The organism is Sandaracinaceae bacterium, assembly GCA_016706685.1.
Lineage (GTDB): Bacteria > Myxococcota_A > Polyangia > Polyangiales > Houyiibacteriaceae > JADJJE01.
Genome location: JADJJE010000004.1, coordinates 1 through 18667 on the forward strand (window position 1 = coordinate 1; position 18667 = coordinate 18667).

The window sequence follows — 18667 nt, forward strand, 5'->3', positions numbered from 1 at the left end:
GTCGACTTGGACTGCTGGCGTCCTCTGCGAGCAACTGGGTGGGTGGCAGGACGGCACGGGCCAGGCGTTCTACAACACAGGGACTTCATCGAGTGAGCGCTACAACCACTGGAGAAACGGCGAGCCCAGCGGCGGGGATTGCGCCCAGATTACGCCCAGCGGTGAGTTCCGTTGGGATGCTGAACCATGCACGGCAACCCGTGCGTTCATCTGTGAGCGTGCCCTGAGCACCGCCACGTGTGGCGACGGCATCGTGTCTGACGACGAGGACTGCGACGAAGGCTCTGCTGGTCCAACAGGCGGCTGCGTTGGCTGCGAGATTACTCCGGGGTGGTACTGTTCGCGGTCTGGTGGCGCCTGCTCGCCGGCGTGCACGGCGGCTGGGAATTCCTTTAGTCTTTTCCCCATGGATCTTGGCGAACTCGGAGCGTTGGAAGCGGGGGCTGAGAGTCGGGAGTATGTTCAGTGCCCGACCGCGCTGTCGGCCTACCAGGCAGACCAAACCTGTCAGTACATCGCTCCGGGGTGGAGATTGTCCAGCATCACCACGGCCTTCGAGAACGGGAGAGTGGCAGATCGCCTGACCAGCAACGCGTGGATTGGTGCGCTCGACGAAGAGGACGGCGTTGCAGGGAATGAGGAGAACACATTCCGCTGGTTCGACAACGCTGTCTCGTGGGGTGGATTCAACGCGTGGGACACCGGTCCCAATCCCGATGAGCCGAACGATTTTGGAAACGGTGAAGACTGCGCCGAGTCGTACACCAATGGTCTCTGGAATGATTTGCCCTGCTCGTCGCCCCGCCAATTCGTTTGCGAAGGGCCAGCCTTCTGCGGCAACGGCGCAGTGGCGGGAACGGAGACCTGTGACACTGGGACCGCCAACGGCACCGGTGGCTGCACCAGCACTTGCCGGATTGCGGGGGGCTGGGGATGCGCGCTTCCCGGTGGTCAAGACGATGGGGATCCGGACTTCCTGATGGACGACACGATTTGTCCCTGGGGAGCGAGCTGCTGCTTCCAGGCGGCTCAGGCGCTCATCGGCGATGTCCGCATCGTTGGCGGTGAGCTCGAGTGGAGCACTGTCGCGGAGGCTGGTACCACCGGGTTCCAGGTCTCGGCGCTGCGCCGGGGCCAGTGGGTGGACCTCCACGAGGGCGTGCTGCCGGCGCTGCCGAACGCGGCGCAGGGGGCAGTCTACCGCTTGCAGGCCACCGGCCTCCGCACCGCGACCATTCGCATTGTGGAGCACGAAGCCGGCGCGCCGGGCTTGACGGTCTACGAGGGCACGCCGCGCACCACGAGTGGGGCGGCCACGCTCACGGGCAGCGACTTCAGCGTGACGGCCAACGCCCTCACCGGGCCGGCGGACATGGCTTCGGACGCGGCGCCTTCTCCGGCTGCGCGCCGCAAGGCGGCGGGCGACGAGCCGACCGGCGTGTTTGCGCTGGCGGCGGAAGAGGGGTTGATGCGGGTGACGTTCGCGGAGATCGCGGATGCGCTGGCGGTACCGGTGGAGACGGTGGCCACGAGCGTGGCGGCGGGCTCGCTGAGCATCACCACGTACGGGAACCCCGTGGCGTGGACGCAGGTGGACGGCACGGAGGACGCCATTGCGTTCACCGCGCGGCGGCGTACCAGCGTCTATGGCGGCACGCGGCCCTATGAGCTGCGGCTGAACGCGGGCGTGGAGCTGGCGGCGGTGGACCGCGCGTTGGCGGACACGGCGACGGGCACGGGCACGCAGCGCATCGTGCACGAGGTAGACACGTTTGCGGCAACGGCCGTGAGCCCGGACCCGACGGAGGAGTTCTGGTTCCAGGCGGCGATCGGGAACCACAGCTCGTTCCAGGACTACAACGCGACGGTGGTGCTCAACGACGTGGACGGCGAGGCCGGCGCGTTCGAGTTCGCCTACTACGCAGCGCCGGGCCTGAGCAGCGAGAGCCCGCTGACGCTCAGCATGACCCTGAACGGGCAGCCAGCCGAAGCGCACCAGGTGACCACGACTGGGCTGGGCGTGGTGACCTTCGGGCTTCCGGCAGGCTCGCTGCTGCCAGGCCCCAACACCATCCGCATCCGCGCCACGTCAGCGGCGCCGGCGGGCACGGCGTTCGCGTACGTGGACCGCTACACACTCACGTTCGGTGCGCCGCTGGAGTTCGCGGACGCCGGGCGCTTCCAGGCGCTGAGCAACGGTGCGCTGGCGTTCGAGCTGGACGCGGCCGCGGGCACGCCCACCTTCTTGGTGGACGCCACGCTCGACCGGGTCATCACGGCCACGCGCACGGACATCGACGGCACGCGCGCGCGCTTCACGTTCGACGCTCAGGCGGGGCACGAGTACTTCGTGGCCACCGAGGGCGGCTGCACGCGCCCAGCGCGCTGCGCGCTCGCTCGGAGCAACACTTCGAGGACAGCAGCCGCGCGGCGGACTACGTGGTCATTGCCCCGGCGGCGCTGTTCGACGCGGCGACGGCGCTGGCGACTCGTCGTCAGACGCAGGGCCTGACCACGGCGGTGGTGGATGTTCAGGACATCTACGACGCCTTCGGTCACGGCGACCACAACCCGTATGCCATTCGCGAGTTCTTCCGCGTGGCGCACGAGAACTGGTCCACGGCGCCGCGCTACGCGCTGCTGCTGGGTGACGGCAACATCGACTACCGCGGCGCGGGGGTGCACGGCTCGGGCAGCATCCCGCCCATGCTGGTGCGCACCGACCGCGGCGCCTTTGCGAGCGACATGTTGCTGGGCGACACCAACGGCGATGGCCGCCCCGAGGTGGCGATCGGCCGCGTGCCGGCGCACACCGTGGCCGAGGCCGACGCGTTCGTGCAGCGCGTGGTCACTTACGAGAGTGGCGACCTGGACGCGTTCACGCGCCACGCGCTGCTCGTGTCCGGCACCAACCGTGGCGAGGACTTCACGCGCTATGTGGACACGCTCGCCGGCCAGCTGGACGAGCGCGTGAACGCCGAGCGGCTCGACCGCGCGGCGCTCACGCTGGCGGACGCGCGCGCTCAGCTGCTCGGCGCCATCAACGACGGCAGCTTCTGGTTCCACTACCAGGGCCACGGCGCCAGCAGTCAGCTGGATGACGACGGCCTCTTGACCATGGCCGACGTGGCGGGGCTGACCAACAGCAACGCGCTGACCATCTTCACCGGGATGTCCTGCTCCACGTCGCGCTTCGAGATCCCGGGCATGGACAGCATCTCGGAGCTGATGCTGAGCGGGTCGCCGGGCGGCGCCATCGCGCTGTACGGTCCTTCGGGCCCGGGCTACAGCTACGAATCGGGCAACCTCGCGGAGGCGTTCCAGCGCCACCTGCTCACGGGGGACAACCTGGCTCAGGGCCGCATGGGCGACGTGGTGATGGGCCTGTGGGAGCCGGGGGCCAACGGCGCCCGCGCCTCGCGCGAACAGCTGTCCATCTACCTGTTGTTGGGTGACCCGGCCACGGTGCTGCCGGACCGCACGGAGCTGGCCCCGCCCCCGTGGTGGTGGACCCGCCCGATCAGGATGGCGGCGTGACGGAACCGATGGTGGACGCAGGCGGCGTGGTGCGCGTGGACGCGGGTCGTGACGACGCCGGTCGCCCGATTGTGCCTGGCCCCGGCCCCGTGACCCCGCCCGGTGGCGCGCTCGGCGGTGGCGCTTGCACCGTTAGCGTGACCAGCGGCTCGGACACCACGGGTGGCCTCGTGCTGCTCCTCGGCGTGCTCGCCGGCCTCGGCCGCAGGGCTCGCCGCCGGGCGCGCTGAGCGAGCCCACAAGGGTCGCGGCCTCTCCGGTCGCGACCCACCCCACAACGCGAAAGGGCGGCCCGAGTCACTCGGAGCCGCCCTCTCTGTTTCTGTCCCCTCAGCGCCCGGTGCTCTTGCTCACTCTCTCGCGCGCGGGGGCTGCGAGCTGCGTGTGCAGCAACCGCGCGCGGCGCGCGGGGCGTTCAGTCGAACCCACCCTCGTCGATGAAGTCCTTCAGGTCCTGCAGCAGGGCCGCCGGCACGGGGCCACCCAGCCGCAGCGTCTCGTCGGCGATGGCGTCGGCGTTGCAGTTCGGAAAGCCCGCCACGCTGAAGGTGGCGCGCACGTCCGGGTCCAAGACGGCGACGAGCAGGCTGGTGTCCGAGGTGGCGCCGATGAATGGCACACCATTGCAGCCGGCGAAGTTGCCCTCGAGGCCGCTGGCGGTGCCCCGCAGCGTGCTGAGCGCGGTGATGTCGGTGGACCAGTCCATGGTGGCTTCGGTGCCCTGAACGCGGCCGGGGGCGTCTGGCGTGTGGCAGTCCGCGCACATCTGGAACGTGGCGCTGTCGTAGATGTCGTTGAAGGTGACCGCAGAGCCGCCCATGTCGGGGTTGACGCCGGCGTCGTTGGGGTTGTTGATGGGCTCGTCCTCGCAGGCGCTGGCGGGAGCAAGCAGCGCGGCGAGCACCAGGGCAAAGTAGAAGTTCCCGTTACGGTGGCGCATCTCGTGGTTCCTCAGGGGGCAAGCTACTCCGCGCGCAGGCGGAGCAAGGTCAGGTACAGCTCTAAGCGTAGCCGGTCCCGGCGCCAGCGGGGACTGGGGAAGCGCGTCATGAACTCATACGCGCCGCCCAGCTGGGCCTCGAGGTCCACGCCGAGCGACCCACGCGGGACGCCGCTGAACAGCACCAGCTCGGCCAGCACCACCAGAAGCCCCTGACTCACGTCGGTGACCACGCTGCCGGTGCGCTCGTTGAACTCTGCCACGTGCCCCAGGCCCGCCTCGGCGTGCTCGCGGGCGCGGCGTGGGTCTCCCTCGGCGCGGGCTACCAGCGCGCGGCGCAGCGACACCTGGGCGAGGGGCAGCAGATCGTCGTCGGCGTCCGTCTCACCAAAGAACCCGGCCAGAAGCTCGGCGCGCCGGGCAAGCGCGTGCTCGGCCTCGTTGTTGCGGCCCAGCCCAAGCAGGGCCTCGGCCCGCAGCCCCATCAAGAGCGCCTCGTAGCGCTGCGGCCCGTACACGTAGCGGTCCAGCAGCGAGCCTTCGGGCCGCGACTGCACACTGCCGTGTTGGCGCAGGACCTCCTGGGCCTGCTCCACCGCACCCAGGGCCGCCGCATACTCGCGCAGCGAGAGGCGCGCCGCGCTGAGGCCAATGAGCGCCTTCAACCGGTTCACGGGCGAGTTGTCGTCACCGGCCAGCGCGTCCAGCAGCTCTTCGTAGCGTGTGGCCGCCTCCGCGTGCTCATCCTGACGGGCCAGCTGGAAGGCCAGCTGATCCAGCACCAGCGCGCGGTGGCTGGCGAGCTCCGGGTGCGCCCCCAGGAAGCGCAGCGCCTCGCGCGCGGCGGCCACGGCCTCGGGCTGGCGGCGCGCATGGAAGAGGCTGCGAGCCAGCGCCAGGTGGAAGGCCAGCTGGGCCTCGGGGCGCGGGAAGGGCAGCCGCGCGCGGCGCTCGAAGTGCTGAACAGCCAACCGGTGGTTGCCGAGCGAGGCCTGCAGCGTGCCCAGGGCTTGCAGCAGCGCGGCGCGCGCGCGTGGCCGTGCGTGGGCCAGGTCGAGCGCCAGCAGGTAGTGGTGGTTGGCCTCGGCCGCGGCCACGCGCGAGCGCTCGCGGCGCGCCTGCTCGTGGCGCACGTAGCCCCACAGGTGGTGCACGGTCACGTCGCGGGGGAGGGCGTCGTCCACGCGCATCAGGCGCGCGAGGGTGGCCGCGACACGGCTGGCGAAGCGCTCGTTGCCGGCTTCGGTGCGCGGGATGCCCGGCAGCTCGCGGGCGTCCATGTAGGCCTGCGCAAAGAGGTAGGCCGGGTCGTCGGGGGTGCGCTCAAAGCGCTCGTCGTAGAACTCGCGCAGGTCTTCGCCCTGGGCGGCGCGCGCCTCGATGAAGCCCACGTGCGCGTCCAGCGTGCCGGGGTTGCGGCTGGCCTGGAAGAAGTAGCCCGCGGCCTCGCGCAGGTCTGCTTCGTGCAGTTCGCCGTAGGCGCGCTCCAGCACGATGGCCCGATAGAGTTCTTCAGCGTAACGCCGCTCGGGGGCCTCGGGGCGCACGCCGCTCGCCCACGTGGTGGCGAACTGGTACTGGAGGTACTCGCTGCCGTGGCGCGACGCGAACTGCACGGTGCGCAGCGCGATGGCGCGGCGCCGGTCCACGTTGGTGTCGCCGGTGTAGAGCGCGAAGATGCGCTCGCGCGCCGCCTCTTCCACGGCCCGCGTGGCGTGTGCGCGCGCGGCGTCGTCGGTCAGCTCGGTCTCGGCCAGCCTGACCTCGAGCGGGGTGAGCAGGCTGCGCAGGGCCAGCTCCACGTCCAGCATCAGGCGCAGCTCGCCGCCCTCGGGGCTGCGCGCCCGCGCCGCTTCGAGGGCCATGTCGGCCGCCTGGCGCTCGCGACCGCGGGTGAGCTCGCTCACCACGTCCAGCGCCTGCACGATGCGCTCTTGCACCGACAGCGCGGGGTGCGCGGCCAGCGCGGCCTGCACCGCGACGCGGCCTTCGCGGTCGGCCAGATGGCCGTATATCTTGGCGGCGTGGGCGCCATAGAGGCGCAGCGTGTGGGGGTCACGCACGCGGTCCACGTGCTCGCGGGCCAGTGTCTCGAGGGCCTCGAGCGCGGGGGCCTTGTCGCCCAGGTCATCGAGCAGCTCGCTCGCGACCAGCCAGGACAAGGCGCACACATCCTCGGCGCTGGGCGCGCTGGGGGCGCCCGGGGTGCTCGGCGTGGCGGTCGCTGCGGGCCGAGCGGTGGCAGGCACCCCGCTCCCCGCTGCGGCGCTCCCCGCTGCGGGGCTCCCCGCTGCGGAGGGGGCTCCGCTGGGGCACAGCGCCCGCGCCGCCGTGAGACGCGCCCGCTCGCTGTCCACGTAGGCACGGCTCAGCTGCCCACGCGCCAGGGCCAGGTCTTCACGGCGGTGCCGCGCCAGCGCCTCCATGAGCTGTGCCCAGGCGGCCATGGGCGTGCTCGCGCCCGCCTGTGTGGCCAGGCGGCTCGCGTAGTAGATGGCGGACTCGTGCTCGCGCAGGTCGAGGTGCAGCGCCACCACCTCTTGCTGCGCGCCGTGCCGGCCCGGCCCTTCCGGCAGCAACACCATCAGGCGGCTGGCCACCAGCAGCTGTGCCCAGCGGTCACGCGCCACGTGCAGCTCGGCGCGCAGGCGCTCGATGTCCCACGCGGCCGGCACCACGCCGTCGAGAGGGAGCGCATAGATGTCGAGCGACCCGCCGTGCGAGCAGGTCATCAGCAGCCGGCGCGGCGTGGGCGCGGGGTAGTGGCAGTTCCAGCGTGAGCTCGTGAGCTGCTCCACATCCTGCCCCGCGAAGGGGTCCGCGCGCGACGCGTCGTAGCCCACGCGCGCGATCACGCTGTTGTCCCGCCCGTCGATCACGCCGTCGCGGTTGGTGTCGTTCAGGTACTGCGAGAAGTAGATGAAGCGTCCGTCGTGCGAGAACGCGGGGAAGCCCGACACGCCCGGGAGGTCGGGAACGAAGACCGCCTCGCGCCCCACGGCGCCGTCTCCCGGCATGCGCATCACGTGCAGCCCGCGTCCCACGCGGCTGGCAAAGCTCACACCAATCTCCGGGCGGCGCGCCTCCACCGCCACGTAGGCCAGGTGCGCGCCGTCGCGGGAGCGCGCGAGCCCAATCATGTCGCGCTCCAGCAAGCGCCGCGGTGCCCCGCCCGTGGCGGAGATGGCGTGCAAGATGAACCCGCTGTGCAGGTCGCGGCGCGAGAGCACACCCAGGGTCGCGCCTTCATCCAGCCAGATCACCTCGAGCTCGGCGGTCTCGTCGTCGGTCACGCAGCGCTCGCTGCCGGAGGGAAGGTTGCGCACGCACACGTCGCCCTTCGAGTCGTGCACGAACGACAGATACGCGAGGCGCTGACCGTCGGGGCTCACGCGCGGGAACGCATGGTCGCCCAGCGCGTCGAACACCGGCGTGGGCGCGGCGCTCGGCGGCGACTGCACCAGGATCTCGGTGGTGCCCAGCTCGTCGCCGATGAAATACAGCGAGTCGGTGCCCTCGGCGTAGCTGGCCATCAGGTGGTTGTTGTGCCCCGCGGTGAGCCGCACGGGCATGCGCACCGCCAGCTCGTCTTCGAGGCCGTCCAGCTGCGCCACCGCCCGCGGGGCCGCGCCGAAGAGCAACCCGAGAACCAGAGGCACCAGGAGCCCACGGCTGGCCTTCGTAGTCGTTGTCGTGAGCGTTGACGGCGACGGCGACGGCGACGGCGACGGGCTACGCCAACCGCACCTGCGCGAACGACCCTGATCGGCACCGTGCGTGCCATGAGAGAACGCGTCGCCGTCGCCGTCGCCGTCAACGACAACGTCCACGTCCACGTGAAGAGAGCCCGTGGCCTTCACCGGCGGCACTCCTTCTCGCGCCACTCACCGGCGCGCAGCTCCACCAGCGCCCCGCACGGCACCCGCATCAGGTGCAGCTCGCGCCAGGCCCGGCGCGCGTCGTCCGTGCTGCGGCCCGGCGCGCGCTCGGCCAGGAACTCCCACACCTGGCGGCGGTGCAGGTTCTCGCGCGCGCTCAGGCGGCCCACCTCGTCGGGGTCCACGTCCACGCGGCAGTCGTCGGGGCGCGGCACCAGCAGGCCATCGGCGCCCTCGCCCAGGCAGCGCGCGTCCAGCAGGGCCTCGATGCGCTCGTCGTCGGTCTCGGCGCGCGCCACCAGCTGCGCCACCACGCCCAGCTCGCCGCCCTCGCCGCTGGCCGCCAGGTCTTCGCGCGGAATGGCCTCGGGGCCGGGCTCGATGGCGGCGTCGTCCAGGCGCTGCTCGCGGTCGGGGTATTCGCCGGCGGCCTGCCGCTCGAGAGCGGTGTGCTGGCTGACCACGGCCACCTCGGCGCGCACGCAGCCGGACGCCACGCTGGAGAGACCCACCACGCACGCGGCGGCCAGCAACGCCACGGTGCGTGCCCTGCGGCTGATCCGATCACTCATCTTCCCTCGACTCCTCGCTGGGCTCGGCATTGGCCTCGCCTTCTGCGGCGTCACTCTCTCCGGCATCGGTGCCCTCGCCGCCGCTCTCGTCCTCGTCGCGCGGGTTGCGCGCCGGCACCCGAAACAACGGGTCCACGATGGGCGCCACGTAGTCGTCCAGCAGCGGCGCGATGGGAATGGCGCGGATGTCCTGGATGCTGGCCACGCCCGCGATGCCGCCCAGGCGCAGCTCGAGGTCCATCAGCCCGTCCTCCACGCGCGCGCGCAGGAAGCGCGGATAGCCGAACGGCAGCAGCGCGCGGATGGTGTTCATGTTCGTGTCCTCGCGGTAGGGGTCCAGCACGTCCAGCAGCGCCTCGAGGTGCGACTTGCTCATGCGCACCAGCTGCAGGCTGCCGTCGAGCGCCAGCGTCTCCGGCGCAAAGCGCAGCGCGAAGTTGGCGTCCAGCAGGTCTTCCGGCTCGCGCCCCTGCACGCCGGTCGCGTTGCCGCGCATGGTCACGTACGCCGCCGAGGGGCGCAGGTCGGCCTCCAGCTGCCCCGTCAGCACGCCGCTGCGGAAGCCCACCTGCAGGCGGTCGAGCGCCACGGTGGTGCCCTCCACGCGCAGGTTGCCGGCCAGCGGGCCCAGCACCTGGTCTGCGATCAGGATGCGCGTGGCCGACAAGAACGCGTCGCGCTCGAGGAACGGCTGCACGTCGGGGAAGCGCGCGCGGCCCAGCGGGTTGGCGCTGCCGCTCGCCTGGATGACGTAGCCGTCGTCCGTGAGCGTGAGCACCTCCACGATGGGGATCTCGCCCTCGAGCCCCTCGATGGCGATGCCCGAGGCCATGTCCACGTAGTGCACGTCGTGCGCCTCCACGCGGGCGCTCACGCGAAAGGTGGAGAGGTCGCCCGACTCGATGCGCACGGGCACACGCAGGGTGCCGCGCGCGCGCCGGGCGAAGCTGGTGCCCGAGAAGGCCATCAGGTCTTGCTCGAAGGTGCCGCTCAGGCCCAGCGCCTCGCGCCCGTAGATGGCGGCGGCGGCGTGTACCTCGCGGCCCGCGCGCACCGCGCTGAGCTGCCCCTCGTACGCGCCGCTCAGCTCGAAACGCGTGCGGCCGCGGGGGTTCTCGATGGTGAGCGAGCTGAGCGTGAGGCTGATGGGCGTGGCCTCCAGCGCGGCCGCCACGTGCAGGTTCCCCACGGGGTACCCCCGCAGGAACGTCTGGCCCACGTGACGCGCGCGCACGTCCAGCGTGAACTGCCCGGTGGTGGGCGCGGCGAGGTCCGGCAGCGTGGCCACCACCGTCGCGCTCAGGTCATCGATGTCCGCCGTCTGGCGCCCGTCGATGATGTGCGCCGACGGCGCGCGTGAGGTGAGCGTCACCTGCGTTCCGCCCTCGCGTTGCACGGCGCTCACGTCCAGCTGCGCGGTGGCCGCCGTGGCCTCGAGGCCACCTTCGGTGGCGTAGCGCAGGTTGCGCAAGGTGAGCGCCAGCTGCTGTTCGCTGCTCAGCACGCGGGCCAGGTCGGTGCGCAGGTCCAAGAAGCGGCCCGAGCGCGCCGGGCGGGCCAGCGCGTCCGCCAGCGCGCCGCCGCCCGTGAGCGAGGCATCGTCGAAGGTGAGCTGCGTGCCCTCCGGGAGGTACGGTGCCAGCAAGGGCGCTAGCTGCCGTGCCGAGCCCTCCACGTGGTGGTTCACCGTGCGGCCATCGTCGGCCAGGGCCGCGCGCACGGCGAGGTGCAGCTCGGGTGCCTCGGGGTCGTTGGCTTCTTCGCCAGCCTCGGGCGTGCTCTCACCCGCGGGCGACCCGAGGCGCGCGTCCAGTTCGTAGACATGGGCACGCAGGTCCGCGCTGCCCACCACGCGGAGCGGGTGCGTCCCCGGGTAGCGCTGCCCCTCGGCTTCCAGCTGGGCCACACGGCCGCTTGCTTGCAGCGCGTATGCGCCGCCCTGACCGCGCAGGTCCAGCGTCACGCGCGGCAGCGAGAGCGACGTGCCGCCGCTCGCCACATGGGCCACGCGCCCCTCCACGTGCACCTCACCGCGAGCCTGCGGGGGGGCGAGCGAGAGCAGGTTCTCCGCCCGCACGGTGAGCGCCACGTCACGCACGCTCAGCGCCTCTTCGCCGCGCTCGCGCGTGGTCAGCGAGGCAAGCGCGATGTCGCCGTTCACGCTGCCGGCGTCCAAGTCCACGTGCAGCCGCGGGGCCAGCCCGCGTGCCTGACCGGCCTGCCCACCCGTCACGAAGCTGGCGTCGCCGTCCAGCGTGAGGTCCAGCGCGCCGCCCAAGCCGAACATGCCGTGCCCCGCGAGCAACAGCCCGTGCATGGCCACGCGGGTGTGCAGCGGCGCGGCGTCCAGGCGGTCGCGGCCGTCACGCGCAGACAGCTGCTGCGCCGTGAGCGTCACGTCTCCGTTCAGCGGCTGCCCCAGCAGCACGGCCCGCAAGAGGCCCTGGCCCTCGGCGCGCAGGTCGGGCGCCTGCAGCGTGAGCGTGCTGGCCGGGTCCGCTTGCAGCCCCAGGCGCGCGAGCGTGACGGTCAGCACGTCGGCCGCAGGCCCAGACGCCGTTGTGGCGCCGGGGCTCGCTGTGGTGCCCTCAGCGGCCAGCCAGGCGGCGTCCAGCGTGGGGCCCGTCATCCGCAGCGCCAGCTGTTCGCCGTCCGCGCCCAGCGCTTCGCCCTCGGCGCCGTCGCGGTACGCAAAGCTGCGCGCGCTCACGTCCAGCTCGTAGGCCTCGAATCCCGCCGCGCTGGCGCGCGTGTGGAGCGACACGCGCGCCTCCTCCACGTGCCCCCCGGGCGTCTGCCCCGTCACGTCCGCCCGCGCCAGCGTGGCCTCGAGGTCCACCTGCCCGGCCACGCCCTCGGGCCCCAGCGTGGCGTCGGCCAGCACCAGCGCCGCGCGAAAGCCCGAAGCGCTCACGCCCGGGATGGTGAGCGGCAGCTCGCTGAAGTGCGCGTCCACGCGGCCGCTCGCGGCGCGCAGGGTGCTGGGCGTGTCGTCGCGCAGCTCACCCGTGACCTGGCCCGACAGCAGCCCGCCCAGCGCCGACGGGACGCGCAGATCCACCTCGGTGCGCCCTTCGGCTTCGATGAAGCGCAGCCCCAGGGCCACCTCGCCCCGCAGCGGCGCGCTGGTCAGGCTGGCCCACTCGCCCTCCGGCCGCGCCTCCATGGTCGCCGCCAGCTGCACGTCGTCGGCCACGGCCACGGTTACGTCGAGCGTCAGCTCGCTGCCCAGGTCGAGCGCCGCGCGCAGCGGTTGCCCCTCCGCGTCACGCGCGGCCGACTCGCTCTGCCACAGCGTGAGCTGTGTGTGTCCGCTGGCGGGCGAGCGCAGCGCGGCGCGAACGTCCAGCGCCTCGCCACGCTCGTGCAGGTGTCCCTCCATCACCACGTCCCGGAGCGCGGCCCGCGAGATGACCTCGCTGCCCTCCACCTCGATCACCTCGGCGAGCGCCAGCTCAATGCTGAGCGCGTCCACTTCCACACCGAGGCCGCGCAGCAGTGTGAGGGACGCCGACAGCGGGGTGGCCGGAGCGGTGCTGTCCGGGTCGCTCGGGAACAGCAGGTCAAAGGTGTTCTCCTGCGCGTCGCGCACCACGTGCAGCTGCGCCCCGGTGAGCGTCAGCGCGCGCACGTGCACGGCGCCGTCCAGCAGCGCACGCGCGTCGAGTTCGGCGTCCACGGCCTCCACCGTGAGCCACTCGGGGGCGTGTTGGGCAAAGCGCTCCGGCTGCTCGAACGACAGCCCCTCCGCGTGGATCTCCCCGCTGAACGGAGACACCCGCAGCACCGCGAAGTCCAGCTGCAGCCCGCCGTAGTCGAGCGCCGCCTGCACCACGTGCGGCTTGATGCGCGGGTGGTGCAGCTGCCCCAGCGCCCACACCCCGAGGCCGGCCAGAAGCGCCGTGGCCAGCAAGACGCCGCCCACCAGCCACGCCAGAACGCGCAACCAACGGCGGCGCCGGGCCGGCGTGGCGGAGGCCTCCGTGTCCGCCGAGGCAGGCGGCTCCGCAGGGGGCGCGTCAGGGGTTTCGGGTGTGACGGTCACGGGCGTCTCAGCGTAGCGCGTTCACCGCACATCGCCTGCCACTCCCAGCGCGGCCAGCACCTCGCCGGGCGTCGCGTCCAGCCGCCATGGGCCCATGCGGGTAGGGTGCGCCACCACCTCGCGCAGCACATTCAGGAAGCGCGAGCGCGGCCAGTCCACCGCCCCGAAGCTGGCCAGGTGCGCGGTGTGCACCTGGCAGTCCACGAGCGTGATGCCCCAGCGGATGAAGTGGCCCAGCGCCGTGGCGAAGGCCACCTTGGACGCGTCCGGCCGCAGCGCGAACATGGACTCCCCGAAGAAGGCCCTTCCCAGGCTCACGCCATAGAGCCCACCCACCAGCTCTCCGTCCTCGAACGCCTCGATGCTGTGCGCAAAGCCCAGCTCGTGGAGGCGGGTGTAGCCCTCCAGCAGCTCGCTCGTGATCCACGTGCCCGCTTGGCCCGGGCGCGGCACTGTGGCGCACGCTCGCATCACGTCGCGGAAGCGCGTGTCGGCGCGCAGCTCGAACCGCCCGCGCGCGATCTGCTTGCGCAGCGTGCGGCCGATGATGGCGTCCTCGGGCCGCAGCACGAAGCGCGGGTCCGGGCTGAACCACAACAGCGGCGCGCCCTGGGCGGGCCACGGAAAGATCCCTTGGCTGTAGGCCAACAGCATGCGCTGCGGCGCCACGTCGCCGCCCACGGCCACCAGGCCCTCGGCCGAGGCGCGCTCGGGCGGTGGGAACGCCAGCGCGTCGCTCAGGAGGAAGACCATCGCTCGAGGTCCCCCCACAGCGTCTCGAAGTCGCGCCCGAACGCCGCCACCAACCGGGCCTCGCGCGTCACCACCAGGTTCTCGCGGTTGTAGAGCGCCGCGCTGCGCGTCCAGTTGTAGCTGCCGGTCAGCAGCACCTCTTCGTCGAAGATGGCGTACTTGTGGTGCATGTGGGCCTCCGAGCGGTCCACGCGCACCGCCACGCCCACGCGCTCGAGCCCGCGCGCGTCCGAGCCCTCGTCCAGCGACTTCTCGTTGTCGGTGATGACCCGCACGCTCACGCCGCGTCGGTGCGCCGCCACGATGCGCTCCGAGATGCTGTCGTCGGTGATGGTGAACACGCAGATGTCGGCGCTGGTGCGAGCCCCGTCCAGCAGCCCCATGATGCGCGCGCGGCACGCCTCGCCGGGGCTGAAGTGGGCCTCGCCCGCGCTGCCCCCGCTGGCCTTTGCCGCCGGCCCCGGCAGCAGCCGCATCACGTCTTCCAGCCAGCGCAGCAGCGTGTGCCCGTCCGCGGCCAGGTCGTGCTCGCGCACCACGTCGAACGCCCGGTTGCGCACGAAGGCGGCGTCGTCGGCGGAGACCACCACACTGGCCAGCAGGCGCCCGAGGGCGTCACGCTCCGCGCGCGCGAGGCGGCAGTCGTCCGCGCTCTCGCGCAGCGCCCGCTCCACCTCCTCCTGCTGAGCCCCGTTCACGCCTCGACGGCTCCGCTGTTGGCTCCCTTGGGCGGGCCAGCCTCGAAGCGCAGCACGATGTCGTCGGCTTCCACCAGCACCTGCACGGTGCCGCCCTCGGGCAGGTCACCGTAGACCAACGCCTTGGCGATGGGCTTCTTGAGCTTGGTCTCCACCAGGCGCGCCATGGGCCGCGCGCCCATCGCCGCGTCGTAGCCGTGCTCGGCCAGCCAGGTGCGCGCGTCGTCGGTGAGCGTGAGCGTGACCTGCTTGTCTTCCAGCATGCCCACCAGCAGCCCGATCTCCTTGTCCACCACGCGGCGGATGATCTCGCGCGAGAGCGCGTGGAAGTACACCACGGCGTCCAGGCGGTTGCGGAACTCGGGCGTGAACGTGCGCTCCATGGCGGCCTTCGCGCGCGACTCGCCCAGGCTCTTCTCGGCGGCTTCACCGCCAAAGCCCACCACCTTGGCGGTGGCCTCGAAGGCGCCCGCGTTGGTGGTCATGATCAGCACGGCGTTGCGGAAGTCGGCCTCGCGCCCGTTGTTGTCGGTGAGCGTGGCGCGGTCCATGACCTGCAGCAGGATGTTGAACAGCTCGGGGTGCGCCTTCTCGATCTCGTCCAGCACCACCACGCAGTGCGGGTGCTTGCGGATGGCGTCGGTGAGCAGGCCGCCCTGGTCGAAGCCCACGTAGCCCGGGGGCGCGCCGATCAGCCGCGACACGGTGTGGCGCTCGCTGTACTCGCTCATGTCGAAGCGAATGAACTCCACGCCCATGGCCTTGGCGAGCTGCTTGGCCAGCTCGGTCTTGCCCACGCCCGTGGGCCCGGCAAACAGGAACGAGCCCACCGGCTTCTCGTCCGCGCGCAGCCCGGCACGCGCCAGCGTGATGGCCGTGGTGATGGTCTCGATGGCGTCGTCCTGCCCGTAGATGACCTTCTGCAGCGCGGGCCCGAGCCCACGCAGCTGCTCGCGCTCCACGGCCGTGACCGACTCGATGGGCACGCGCGCGATCTTGCTGACCACGCGCTCGATCTGCGGCGTGTCGATGCGCTTCAAGCGCGCGTCACCCAGCAGGCGGTCGAAGGCACCGGCCTCGTCGATGAGGTCGATGGCCTTGTCCGGCAGGAAGCGCTCGGCGATGTGCTTGGACGAGAGCCGCGCGGCCGCGTCCAGCGCCTCGTCCGTGTACTTCACGTCGTGGTGCGCTTCGTACGAAGGCCGCAGCCCCTTGAGCACCTGGATGGTGTCCTCCACGGTGGCCTCTGCGACGTCGATCTTCTGGAAGCGCCGCGCCAGCGCCCGGTCGCGCTCGAGGTGCTTGTAGTCCTGGTACGTGGTGGACCCGATGCAGCGCAGCGTGCCGTCGGCCAGCGCCGGCTTGAGGATGTTGCCGGCGTCCATGCTGGACCCGGTGGTGGCCCCCGCGCCCACGATCATGTGCAGCTCGTCGATGTACAGGATGGCGCCCGGGATCTCTTTGAGGCGCTTGAGCACGCCCTTGAGGCGCTCCTCGAACTGCCCGCGGAACTTGGTGCCGGCCACCAGCGCGCCCATGTCCAGGCTGAAGACGCGCGCCTTCGCGAGCACGTCGGGCACCTGCCCCGCGTGGATGCGCAGCGCCAGGCCCTCGGCGATGGCGGTCTTGCCCACGCCCGGCTCGCCCACCAGCACCGGGTTGTTCTTGCGGCGCCGGCACAGCACCTGCTGCATGCGCTCGAGCTCCACGGCGCGGCCAATCAGCGGGTCGATGCGGCCGGCCTCCGCTTCGGCGTTCAGGTCGGTGGTGTACGCCTCGAGCGGGTCGGTGGCCGCGGCCCCCTCACCTTCTTCTTCCTCTTGGCCGTCGTCATCGAAAGCGCGGTCGCCACGGCGCTTCACGATCTTCCCGCCCGTGTCGCCGCCATGCGAGACGTACTGCTTGAGGGTCAGCGAGGTGAGCCCCTCTTGCTGGAGCACGAAGAGCGCGTGCGAGTCTTCTTCCTTGAAGAACTGAATGAGCACGTGCGCGCCGTCGATGGTGTCCATCTGCGACGACATGGCGTGGATGGCCGCCCGCTGGATGACGCGGTCCAGCGACAGCGTCTGCTGGGCCTCGAAGGTGACGCCCGCCGGCATGGGCGCCTGCGACTCCTCGAGGAACTCGTTCAGGCGGGCGCGCATGCGGGCGCGGTTGCCACCGCAGTCGCTGATGGCCTTCCCGGCAGTGCGGTCGTCCAGCAGCGCCAGCAGCAGGTGCTCGAGCGTCACGTACTCGTGGCGCATGCGCTCTGCCGTGGCGAAGGCCTCGCGCAGCGTGTTCTGAAGGTCTTTCGCGATGCTTGGTCCAGCCATCAGTCGTCCGTTTCCTTGGGCCCGTCTTCGGGCTCCATGCTCAGCCGGAGGGGGAACTCGTGCTCAGCGGCCAGTTTCTCTACCGTGTCGATCTTGGTCTCCGCGACCTCTCGCGTAAAGACCCCCGCCACACCCACGCCGTTGTGGTGCACGTGCAGCATGACGCGCGTGGCGCTCGCTTCGGTGTGGCGAAACACGCTCATAAGCACGTAAACGACGAAGTCACGCGTGGTGAAGTCGTCGTTGTGCATGAGCACCCGGTACATGGGGGGGCGCTTGGTCTTCTCCCTCGTGCGCGTCTCGACAACGACGTCGCCGTCATCTTCGATGGGTTTGGCCATGACGAGAGAGTAGCAGGGAGCGCGCCACGCACATCCCGGAGCGTGCGGAGCCGAGCCCCGCAAGGCGTTCAGGGGCTGACGCGGGCCGATGCCGCTAGCCGCATGAGCGAGTCGCGGTCCATGTCGCCCGTGAAGGCATACGAAAGCCCGTCGTGCTGGCGCACCGGCACGGCATAGCCACGCACGCTGCCGTAGAAGAGGTCGTTGTTGCCCAGCCGCACGGGCGCCCCTGCGGGCACGCCATCCGGCGACGGGAAGACCACCACCGTGACCCGGCGCCCCTGCACCTCGTAGAACAGGGCCGCGGCGCGCTGCTCGCGCACGTGGGAGAGACGCGCGCCCACCAGCCGAGCGTCTTGCCGGTCGAAGCGAGCCGGCCGCACGGGGAAGGCCACGCGGCCCTGGAAGTAGCGCTGCACCTGGGTGGTGTCGGGCTCGGCCACGTCCGACGGAAGCTGGCTCGAGTGCAGCTGCACCACGTCTTCCAGCATGCTGGCGGAGGCCACGTTGGCGTCGTCCGTGACGCCCGCGCTACCCACCACCAGGAAGAGCGCTGCGGCGGCGGCCACCATGGGCACGGCCTGCTTGAGCGGCACCGGCGACACCGTGATGAACGGCGCGCGGCGCTGCTCGGGGGCCTGCTGCAGGGCCAGCCGCACGCGCTCCTCGAGGCTGGTGGGCGTGACCGTGGCCTGCGCCCGCGTCCGCAGCTCGTGCCGGATCAGGCGGTCGAGCTCCAACAGCTCCTGGCAGTCGGCGCACACGTCCACGTGACGCTCGAACTCGATCTGCGTCGCGGGGTCGAGCTCGCCATCGACGAGCGCTCCCATGTTCCGCTGGACCAGCTCGCACTTCATACGTGCCCCACGTCCTTTCCTTGTCCGTGACCCTGAGTGGCCACGTCGCCGAGGGCGCGCTCAGCCTGCCGCTGCCGGAACTCGGCCAGCGAGATGGGTGCGTCGTTCACGTTGGCCACGTCTGCCGCGGCCGCCGGCTGGATGATGCCCATGGCCAGGGCCTGCTCCACCAGCTCGCCCTGCATGGTCTTGCGGGCCCGGTGCAGGCGCGACATCACGGTGCCGATGGGGCAGCCCACGATGTCTGCGATCTCCCGGTACGACAGCTCCTGGATGTCCGCCAGCTCGATCATGACGCGGTGCTCGGCCGGGAGGCGCACCAGCGCCGCCTCGATCTCGTCCGCCAGCATCTTGCGCTCCACGTCGTCCACGGGGTTGCGCAGCCGGCGCATGGTGGCGCGGCTCATGGTGGCCTCCCCCACGGGGCGCGCCATCTCGCCATCGAACACCGCCCGCTCGCGCACCGTGCGGCGGTAGCGGTTGATGAACGTGTTGGTCATGATCTTCAGCAGCCAGGCCTTGAGGTTGGTCCCAGCCTCGAAGCGGTCATAGAAGCGGAAGGCCTTCAACAGCGTGTCCTGCACCAGGTCCTCGGCCTCGGCCGGGGCGCGGGTCAGGCGCAGCGCCGCTCCGTAGAGCGTGTCCAAGTGCGGCAGGGCCTCGCGTTCGAACTCCAAGCGGAGCTTCTCGGCGGCCTTCGTGTTGGATTTCTTGGTGAAAATGCCCATGGC

The 18667-nt window shown here is 71.5% G+C and carries 13 protein-coding genes; 3 read left to right on the forward strand and 10 right to left on the reverse strand.

All coding sequences use genetic code 11. From position 1 onward, the window contains the following. From IPI43_07885 to IPI43_07895, 3 genes are all read left to right on the forward strand, one after another. Window positions 1–2512, forward strand: a 2512-nt coding sequence (locus IPI43_07885; GenBank protein MBK7774049.1) for a hypothetical protein, incomplete at its 5' end; no start/stop codon positions are given. Next, a complete protein-coding gene (locus IPI43_07890; protein MBK7774050.1) occupies window positions 2440–3537 on the forward strand; it encodes a hypothetical protein in 1098 nt (365 codons plus the stop codon). The genes IPI43_07885 and IPI43_07890, both read left to right, overlap by 73 nt. Beyond that, on the forward strand, window positions 3534–3767 hold the full coding sequence (locus IPI43_07895) for a hypothetical protein (GenBank protein ID MBK7774051.1): 234 nt from the start codon (window positions 3534–3536) through the stop codon (window positions 3765–3767). The genes IPI43_07890 and IPI43_07895 overlap by 4 nt, the downstream gene beginning before the upstream one ends. A gap of 185 nt (window positions 3768–3952) precedes the next feature. Here IPI43_07895 and IPI43_07900 read toward each other — a convergent pair whose 3' ends face one another. The 10 genes from IPI43_07900 to IPI43_07945 form a co-directional block, all read right to left on the reverse strand. Then, complete coding sequence (locus tag IPI43_07900; GenBank protein MBK7774052.1) at window positions 3953–4477, reverse strand: hypothetical protein; 525 nt, start codon at window positions 4475–4477, stop codon at window positions 3953–3955. 23 nt (window positions 4478–4500) lie between these two features. Beyond that, window positions 4501–8136 (reverse strand): PD40 domain-containing protein, encoded by a 3636-nt coding sequence (locus IPI43_07905; protein ID MBK7774053.1) that lies wholly within the window; start codon window positions 8134–8136, stop codon window positions 4501–4503. A 197-nt stretch (window positions 8137–8333) separates the two neighbouring features. Further along, a complete protein-coding gene (locus tag IPI43_07910) occupies window positions 8334–8927 on the reverse strand; it encodes a DUF1318 domain-containing protein (GenBank protein MBK7774054.1) in 594 nt (197 codons plus the stop codon). Continuing rightward, window positions 8920–12972 carry a hypothetical protein gene (locus tag IPI43_07915; GenBank protein ID MBK7774055.1) on the reverse strand — a complete coding sequence of 1351 codons (4053 nt, stop codon included), beginning with the start codon at window positions 12970–12972 and terminating at the stop codon, window positions 8920–8922. Before IPI43_07915 ends, IPI43_07910 begins: the two co-directional genes overlap by 8 nt. A 21-nt stretch (window positions 12973–12993) precedes the next feature. Continuing rightward, window positions 12994–13725 carry a leucyl/phenylalanyl-tRNA--protein transferase gene (locus IPI43_07920; protein MBK7774056.1) on the reverse strand — a complete coding sequence of 244 codons (732 nt, stop codon included), beginning with the start codon at window positions 13723–13725 and terminating at the stop codon, window positions 12994–12996. Next, window positions 13710–14423, reverse strand: coding sequence for a hypothetical protein (locus tag IPI43_07925; GenBank protein ID MBK7774057.1), 714 nt, complete (start codon window positions 14421–14423; stop codon window positions 13710–13712). Before IPI43_07925 ends, IPI43_07920 begins: the two co-directional genes overlap by 16 nt. Next, complete coding sequence (gene clpA, locus IPI43_07930) at window positions 14420–16738, reverse strand: ATP-dependent Clp protease ATP-binding subunit ClpA (protein ID MBK7774058.1); 2319 nt, start codon at window positions 16736–16738, stop codon at window positions 14420–14422. Before clpA ends, IPI43_07925 begins: the two co-directional genes overlap by 4 nt. Beyond that, window positions 16738–17079 carry an ATP-dependent Clp protease adaptor ClpS gene (locus tag IPI43_07935; protein MBK7774059.1) on the reverse strand — a complete coding sequence of 114 codons (342 nt, stop codon included), beginning with the start codon at window positions 17077–17079 and terminating at the stop codon, window positions 16738–16740. Before IPI43_07935 ends, clpA begins: the two co-directional genes overlap by 1 nt. Before the next feature lie 68 nt (window positions 17080–17147). Then, window positions 17148–17909: a zf-HC2 domain-containing protein gene (locus IPI43_07940; protein MBK7774060.1), complete on the reverse strand. Its 762-nt coding sequence runs from the start codon at window positions 17907–17909 to the stop codon at window positions 17148–17150. Window positions 17910–17932: 23 nt separating this feature from the next. Beyond that, window positions 17933–18664, reverse strand: a complete 732-nt coding sequence (locus IPI43_07945; protein ID MBK7774061.1) for a sigma-70 family RNA polymerase sigma factor — start codon at window positions 18662–18664, stop codon at window positions 17933–17935. Between the last annotated feature and the right edge of the window lie 3 nt (window positions 18665–18667).